Source organism: Pseudomonas sp. CFBP 13711 (assembly GCF_014842265.1).
GTDB lineage: Bacteria > Pseudomonadota > Gammaproteobacteria > Pseudomonadales > Pseudomonadaceae > Aquipseudomonas.
The window spans coordinates 112,855-118,858 of sequence record NZ_JACYVI010000007.1; the positions used below are offsets into that span (position 1 = coordinate 112,855).

7 protein-coding genes are annotated in these 6,004 nt (G+C 59.6%); 3 read left to right on the forward strand and 4 right to left on the reverse strand.

Features of this window, described 5'->3' with window-relative positions; genetic code table 11:
* Nucleotides 1-220 precede the first annotated feature (220 nt).
* Together IFT47_RS14905 and hemE are read left to right on the forward strand one after the other, a co-directional pair.
* Nucleotides 221-985 carry a S1 family peptidase gene (locus tag IFT47_RS14905; protein WP_192171207.1) on the forward strand — a complete coding sequence of 255 codons (765 nt, stop codon included), beginning with the start codon at nucleotides 221-223 and terminating at the stop codon, nucleotides 983-985.
* A gap of 132 nt (nucleotides 986-1,117) precedes the next feature.
* The gene (hemE, locus tag IFT47_RS14910; RefSeq protein ID WP_192171206.1) at nucleotides 1,118-2,182 is read left to right on the forward strand and encodes a uroporphyrinogen decarboxylase; all 1,065 of its coding nucleotides are present in this window, start codon (nucleotides 1,118-1,120) and stop codon (nucleotides 2,180-2,182) included.
* A 53-nt stretch (nucleotides 2,183-2,235) separates the two neighbouring features.
* On the opposite strand, the gene IFT47_RS14915 is transcribed toward hemE, so the two are convergent.
* The 3 genes from IFT47_RS14915 to IFT47_RS14925 all read right to left on the reverse strand — a co-directional run bounded on the left by IFT47_RS14915 (nucleotide 2,236) and on the right by IFT47_RS14925 (nucleotide 4,195).
* Complete coding sequence (locus IFT47_RS14915) at nucleotides 2,236-2,535, reverse strand: HigA family addiction module antitoxin (RefSeq protein ID WP_192171205.1); 300 nt, start codon at nucleotides 2,533-2,535, stop codon at nucleotides 2,236-2,238.
* 13 nt (nucleotides 2,536-2,548) lie between these two features.
* A complete protein-coding gene (locus IFT47_RS14920) occupies nucleotides 2,549-2,827 on the reverse strand; it encodes a type II toxin-antitoxin system RelE/ParE family toxin (RefSeq protein ID WP_192171204.1) in 279 nt (92 codons plus the stop codon).
* 102 nt (nucleotides 2,828-2,929) lie between these two features.
* Nucleotides 2,930-4,195, reverse strand: coding sequence for an MFS transporter (locus IFT47_RS14925; protein WP_192171203.1), 1,266 nt, complete (start codon nucleotides 4,193-4,195; stop codon nucleotides 2,930-2,932).
* A gap of 115 nt (nucleotides 4,196-4,310) precedes the next feature.
* Here IFT47_RS14925 and IFT47_RS14930 point away from each other — a divergent pair, with 115 nt between their 5' ends.
* Nucleotides 4,311-5,201: a LysR substrate-binding domain-containing protein gene (locus tag IFT47_RS14930; RefSeq protein WP_192171202.1), complete on the forward strand. Its 891-nt coding sequence runs from the start codon at nucleotides 4,311-4,313 to the stop codon at nucleotides 5,199-5,201.
* A gap of 353 nt (nucleotides 5,202-5,554) precedes the next feature.
* Here the strand turns inward: IFT47_RS14930 and IFT47_RS14935 are convergent, their stop codons facing one another.
* Nucleotides 5,555-6,001 (reverse strand): excinuclease, encoded by a 447-nt coding sequence (locus tag IFT47_RS14935; protein ID WP_192171201.1) that lies wholly within the window; start codon nucleotides 5,999-6,001, stop codon nucleotides 5,555-5,557.
* Nucleotides 6,002-6,004 lie beyond the last annotated feature (3 nt).

The following is a 6,004-nucleotide window of genomic DNA, read 5'->3' on the forward strand; positions in this document are numbered from 1 at the left end:
GCTCCATGCTGGCAGCTGCTTCCACATCTGTTTCGTTTCCTTCCTCGGCTCTCCCGTTCGTGAAAACGTCAGGCACCGCTACGAGTGTCATTTCTGACAGTTCCCAACACGATTCAATAAGTTTCTAATTCGGCAAGGTCTCGGACGCTAGCGAGCCTTTCTGAAATTGAATGGAAGCACGGGCCGGTGTCTGGCGGCCTGTTGGATCACGGAGCGAAAAATGAACAAGTTAGTTTGCTGTCTTGGCCTCGCGGCTTTTTTGACCGGTTGCGGTGAATTGGCGGGTGTGAATGAAAGCAAAAAAATCGTCGGAGGAGAGCCAGCCCCGAGAGGGCAGTACCCGTTCTTTGCAGCAATTGTTAAAGAGGATGGGTCGCACCTCTGTGGCGCTGCATTGATTGCGCCGCGGTGGGTACTGACTGCTGAACACTGCATCGACGGCCAGGCTCCTCACTCCGTGAGCATTGGCCTGGAACAATACCGGCCGACTGTCGTCGAGAAGGACCGGGTCAGGATCCAGGCCACATACGGGCATCCGCAGTTTGATCACAGCGGGCGATACGATATTGCATTGATCAAGCTGGAGCGCGCGGCCAACAGTACCGATTTCCTTGAGTTCGACGGGGCCGAGTCTGTGATGGAACCGGGGGTTGGCTACCCCGTGACGCTGATCGGGTTCGGGAGAACCGAGACGGGATACGGGCCAGATGTGCTGTATCAAGGCCTTGGCGAGACGCTGGAGGACAAGGCGTGTATCGAAGTGCCTCCCGGCTACCCGGCCACCCACTTCGATCCATTGGTCAACCTCTGCGCCGGATACAATCAGGCGTCTGGCGATTCCGGAGGGCCTCTGCTCTACAAGTCAGGCAGCCACTACCTTGAAATCGGACTGGTCAGTCGTTCGTTGTGGATGAATGCCGGTCAGTACACCAGAGTCGCTCACTTCGCAGGCTGGATTACAAAGACGATGGAGGACAACCAATAGGTCGCCGACGTCAGCAAAGCCGGCAGGGCATTGATGCGACAAATCGCCCCGATAAATAAATGGCACGGCACCGACCGTGCCTTTTGCGTTGGTGTCTGAGAAAATGCCCGCACTTTTTTTCCGGATGCCGACATGACTGCCCTGAAGAACGACCGTTTCCTTCGCGCCCTGCTCAAGCAGCCTGTTGACGTCACGCCTGTATGGATGATGCGCCAGGCCGGCCGCTATCTCCCGGAGTACCGCGCCAGCCGCGCCAAGGCCGGAGACTTCATGAGCTTGTGCATGAACCCGGCGTTCGCCTGTGAAGTCACCCTGCAGCCCCTTGAGCGCTATCCGCTCGACGCCGCCATTCTGTTTTCCGATATCCTCACCGTTCCCGACGCCATGGGCCTGGGCCTGTACTTCGAAACCGGCGAAGGCCCGCGCTTCCGCAAAACTGTCACCACCCTGGCTGATATCGAAGCGCTGCCGATCCCTGACCCACAAAAAGATCTCGGCTATGTCATGGACGCAGTCAGCACCATCCGCCGCGAGCTCAACGGACGCGTTCCGCTGATCGGGTTCGCCGGTAGCCCGTGGACCCTGGCGACCTACATGGTCGAAGGCGGCTCGTCCAAGGACTTCCGCAAATCCAAGGCCATGCTCTACGACAACCCGCACGCCATGCACCTGCTGCTCGACAAGCTGGCGCAATCGGTGACGGCGTACCTGAACGGCCAGATTCTCGCAGGCGCCCAGGCGGTGCAGATCTTCGACAGTTGGGGCGGCAGCCTGTCGGCCGCGGCGTATCAGGAGTTCTCACTGGCCTATATGCGCAAGATCGTCAACGGCCTGATCCGTGAGCACGACGGGCGCAAAGTGCCGGTCATTCTGTTCACCAAAGGCGGCGGTATGTGGCTTGAAAGCATTGCCGACGCCGGCGCCGACGCACTGGGCCTGGACTGGACCTGCGACATCGGCGAAGCCCGCCGTCGTGTCGGCAGCAAAGTCGCGCTGCAAGGCAACATGGACCCGACCGTGCTCTACGCCAACCCAAACGCCATCCGCCAGGAAGTCTCGAACATCCTCGCCAGCTACGGCAGCGGTACCGGCCATGTCTTCAACCTCGGCCACGGCATCACCCCCGAAGTCGACCCGGCCAACGCCGGCGCCTTCATCGAAGCGGTACACGAAATGTCGGCCAAGTACCACCAGTAAGCGCTTTGCAGCTATGAAAACGCCCGGCAATTGCCGGGCGTTTTTGTGTGGAGTCAGGCTGCAGTGATCGTCGGGACGACATACAACGGCGTTATGGGCGGCTGCTCCCGGTGCTCGGCCTGCCAGAGGTCGTGGCTCATCTGTACAGCTAGCCAAAAGCGAGCAGTGCTTAAACCTGCACGTTCCAGTCGTACCGCCAGATCTGGGCTAACCGGAGCACGGCAATTGATGACCCGAGACAACATTTCACGTGAAAAATGGAGCCGCCGTGCCATTTCGGCAATTTTGATGTTCATCTCCGGCAGCATCTCCTGGATCATTTCGCCAGGGTGGGGAGGGTTGTGCATTCTCATGCATGAACTCCTGTCAGTGGTAATCGAGATAATCGACAAGCTCGACATCGTTCTCGATAAATCTAAAAATAATTCGCCAGTTCCCGCTTACTGATGCTGACCAATATTGCGTCAGATTGCCTTTCAATGGATGCAGCTTCAGTGCTGTTAAGCCCAGTTCATGGGGTCCTTTAGCGATCTCTAGCGCACCCAAGATAAATCGCAGGCGGTTTGCGTGAGCCGCGCGAATCCCTTGCGTCGTTCCAGTGTGGAAGAAAGCCCTAAGGCCCTTATGTTTGAAAGATCTAATCATAGCAGCAGAGCGTGAATCAATTAGTCACGCTTTGCTGTCAGGCGATGTAGATGCGGGGGATGTGAAACGATGCCGCGTTTTGTGTGAAAACGCCTATATCCATCAAACCTGCACATTCACCGCCAACGGCTTCACTTTCGCCAGTTTCAGCGCCACAGCGAGGGCGATCAGCAGGAGGGTGCCGATGAAGGCGCCGATGCCGTTCCAGCCGGCGTAGTGCCAGAATACGCCGCCGCCGGTGCCGGCGACGCTGGAGCCTACGTAGTAGCTGAACAGGTACAGCGACGAGGCCTGGCCTTTGGCTTTGATGGCGCGACGGCCGATCCAGCTGCTGGCGACGGAGTGGGCGCCGAAGAAGCCGAAGGTGAACATCAGCACGCCGACGATCACCACCAGCAGCGGGGTGAACATGGTCAGCGCGACACCGACGAGCATCAGCACGATCACGGCCCACAGGACGTTACGACGGCCCAGTTGGTCGGCCAGTGCGCCGATCTTCGCCGAGCTGTAGATGCCGGACAGGTACACCACCGAAAACAGGCCGACCACGGCCTGGCTCAGGTTGTACGGGTCGGCCAGCAGGCGGTAGCCGATGTAGTTGAACAGCGTTACGAACGCGCCCATCAGCAGGAAGCCTTCAAGAAACAACCACGGCAACCCGGCGTCACGGAACTGCAGGACAAAGCCTTCCAGCAGGCTGCGGCCATTGAGCGGGCGGGCGCGGAAGTTACGCGACGGCGGCAGGATTTTCCAGAACACGCCCGCCGCGCCCAGCGCAATGATGCCCATGATCAACAGTGCCGTGTGCCAGCTGACGTAATCGCTCAAGACCCCAGTGATCACCCGGCCGCTCATGCCACCGATGGCGTTGCCGCCGATGTACAGGCCCATTGCCAGGCCGATGTGCTGCGGGTGGATTTCTTCGCTGAGGTAAGTCATGGCGACGGCGGCGAGGCCGCTCAGCGACAAGCCCACGAACGCCCGCGTGATCAGCACGCCCTCCCAAGTGGGCATCAGTGCGCTGGCGATGGTGAAAAGGGCGGCCGAGAACAGCGAGAACACCATCACCGACTTGCGGCCGAGCCGATCTGAGATAGGGCCGGTGATGAGCAATCCGATCGCCAGCATCGCGGTGGACACCGACAGGATCATGCTGCTCTGGGCGGCGTTGATGGAGAAGTCCCGCGACAGTACCGGCATCATCGGCTGCACGCAGTACAGCAGCGCAAACGTCGCGAAACCGCCGGAGAACAGCGCCAGTACCGTGCGGATGAAAGCGGGCGTGTCCTTCTCGATGTAGGAATCGCCCAACGGGATGGCCGCTTTGGCGAACTCGGCAGACGCGGCGGGGGATGCAGCAGTATTCACGGGTGACCTCAGACGGAAGAGCGGACGCAGTGACAAAAGAATATAGCCGGCTAACGATCGCTTCCAATATATTGTTCGACCTGTTTGATAGGTTTGACGACCTAATGGAATGACTGTGGAATTACGACACCTGCGTTACTTCATCGCTGTCGCTGAAGAGCTGCATTTTGGACGCGCTGCTCAGGCGCTCGGCATCTCTCAGCCACCGTTGAGCCAGCAGATTCAGGCGCTGGAGCAAGAGCTCGGCGCGCGTCTGTTTGAGCGGACCAATCGAAGGGTGGAACTGAGCGAGGCGGGCCGGTTGTTCCTCGATGAAGCCCGTCTGGTGCTGGCGCAGGTCGAGAAGGCCTCGGACGTCGCTCGGCGTGCGCAGTTGGGAGAGCTGGGCGAACTGAAAATCGGCTTCACGGCATCCGCGCCGTTCACCTCAAGCATCCCGCAGGCCATCTTCGCGTTTCGCCAGCGTTATCCGGCCGTGCATCTGGCGCTTCAGGAAATGAGCAGTCGGGAAGTCGCCGAGCGGCTCGAGAACGAGTCGATGCAAGTGGGCATCATGCGACCACTGCCGTTGCCGGATTCACTGGTCGCCGTGGAGCTGCTGCACGAACCCTTGGTGGCGATATTGCGCTCGGACCATCCACTGGCCGAAGGCTCGGAACGCGGCATTCATCTGCGGGAACTGGCCAGTGAGCCGTTTGTGTTCTTCCCGCGCACCTACGGCAGCGGGCTCTACGCACAGTTGCTGGATCTGGCGCGGGAGGCGGGCTTTAGCCCATTGTTTACTCAGGAGGCGGGCGAGGCGATGACCATCATTGGTCTGGTGGCGGCGGGACTGGGCGTGACCGTGTTGCCGGCGTCGTACCAACGCATGCGCATCGACGGTGTGGTTTACCGGACGCTGCTGGACGCGCAGGCTACGTCAGCGGTGTGGCTGGTGCAGCGCAAGGATCAGAAATCGCCCATGGCCAAGGCGTTTGTCGAACTGGTGACGCGCAAGGCGGGGTAACTGACCCAGAGCAAAGCAGATGGGGTTGTGGGAGTGAGCTTGCTCACGAACGTGGCATTACAACCACTGAAGATGGGGTGAATGTACTGACCTCTTCGCGAGCAAGCTCGCTCCCACACGGCCTGCGTCGCCCAGTGACCCGTGACGAATGCAAATCTGCAGACTCCCCATTGTTCTGACACCGCACTGGGCTGCGGCAAACGGCGCTCATGTGGGAGTGAGCTTGCTCACGAAGGCTCAGGTGGGTTCGCCGATGATTTGTCGGTTGAACGACCATTTCGCAACCTCCCTCCCATAGCGCAGCCATCCAAGCCAGTGAGCGAGGCAAGACGCCTCAACTCACTGGCAAAAACTTACTGCACCTTCGCCAGATCACCCTTCAACGCAACGCCTGCCATGATGGCGCCGGCGTGGCACTCATAGGTGGCCGGGTCTTTGCGTTCGATCTTTTTGTAGTAGCTGGCGATGTTGACCACCGCGTTGGCGCCTGCGCTTTTTGCGGCCTCGTTCAACTGCAGGATGGCGGACTGCAAGACCCACTCGCAGGCCTCGTTGTCGCTCTTGTTGAAGGCGTTGGTTTTCTTGTTGGTCACCGCATTGGCTGACAGTACCGACACCTTGCCTTTTGGCTGCACGCCAGCGAGGTAGAACTTGACGCTGCCGTCGAGCTTCTTCTCTTGGGTCATCTGTGCGACCACCTTGTCGAACGGCAGATACAGGGCCGTGTCCCGAGCCTGGCTGATGCCCGGCAGTGTGCACAAAACGACGGCGGCCGTTGCTGCCCAGACTTTCAATTTCATGGT

Coding starts and splice junctions, on each gene's coding strand:
- IFT47_RS14905 (WP_192171207.1), top strand. CDS start 221: ATGAACAAGTTAGTTTGCTGTCTTGGCCTCGCGGCTTTTTTGACCGGT.
- hemE (WP_192171206.1), top strand. CDS start 1,118: ATGACTGCCCTGAAGAACGACCGTTTCCTTCGCGCCCTGCTCAAGCAG.
- IFT47_RS14915 (WP_192171205.1), bottom strand. CDS start 2,535: ATGAGAATGCACAACCCTCCCCACCCTGGCGAAATGATCCAGGAGATG.
- IFT47_RS14920 (WP_192171204.1), bottom strand. CDS start 2,827: ATGATTAGATCTTTCAAACATAAGGGCCTTAGGGCTTTCTTCCACACT.
- IFT47_RS14935 (WP_192171201.1), bottom strand. CDS start 6,001: ATGAAATTGAAAGTCTGGGCAGCAACGGCCGCCGTCGTTTTGTGCACA.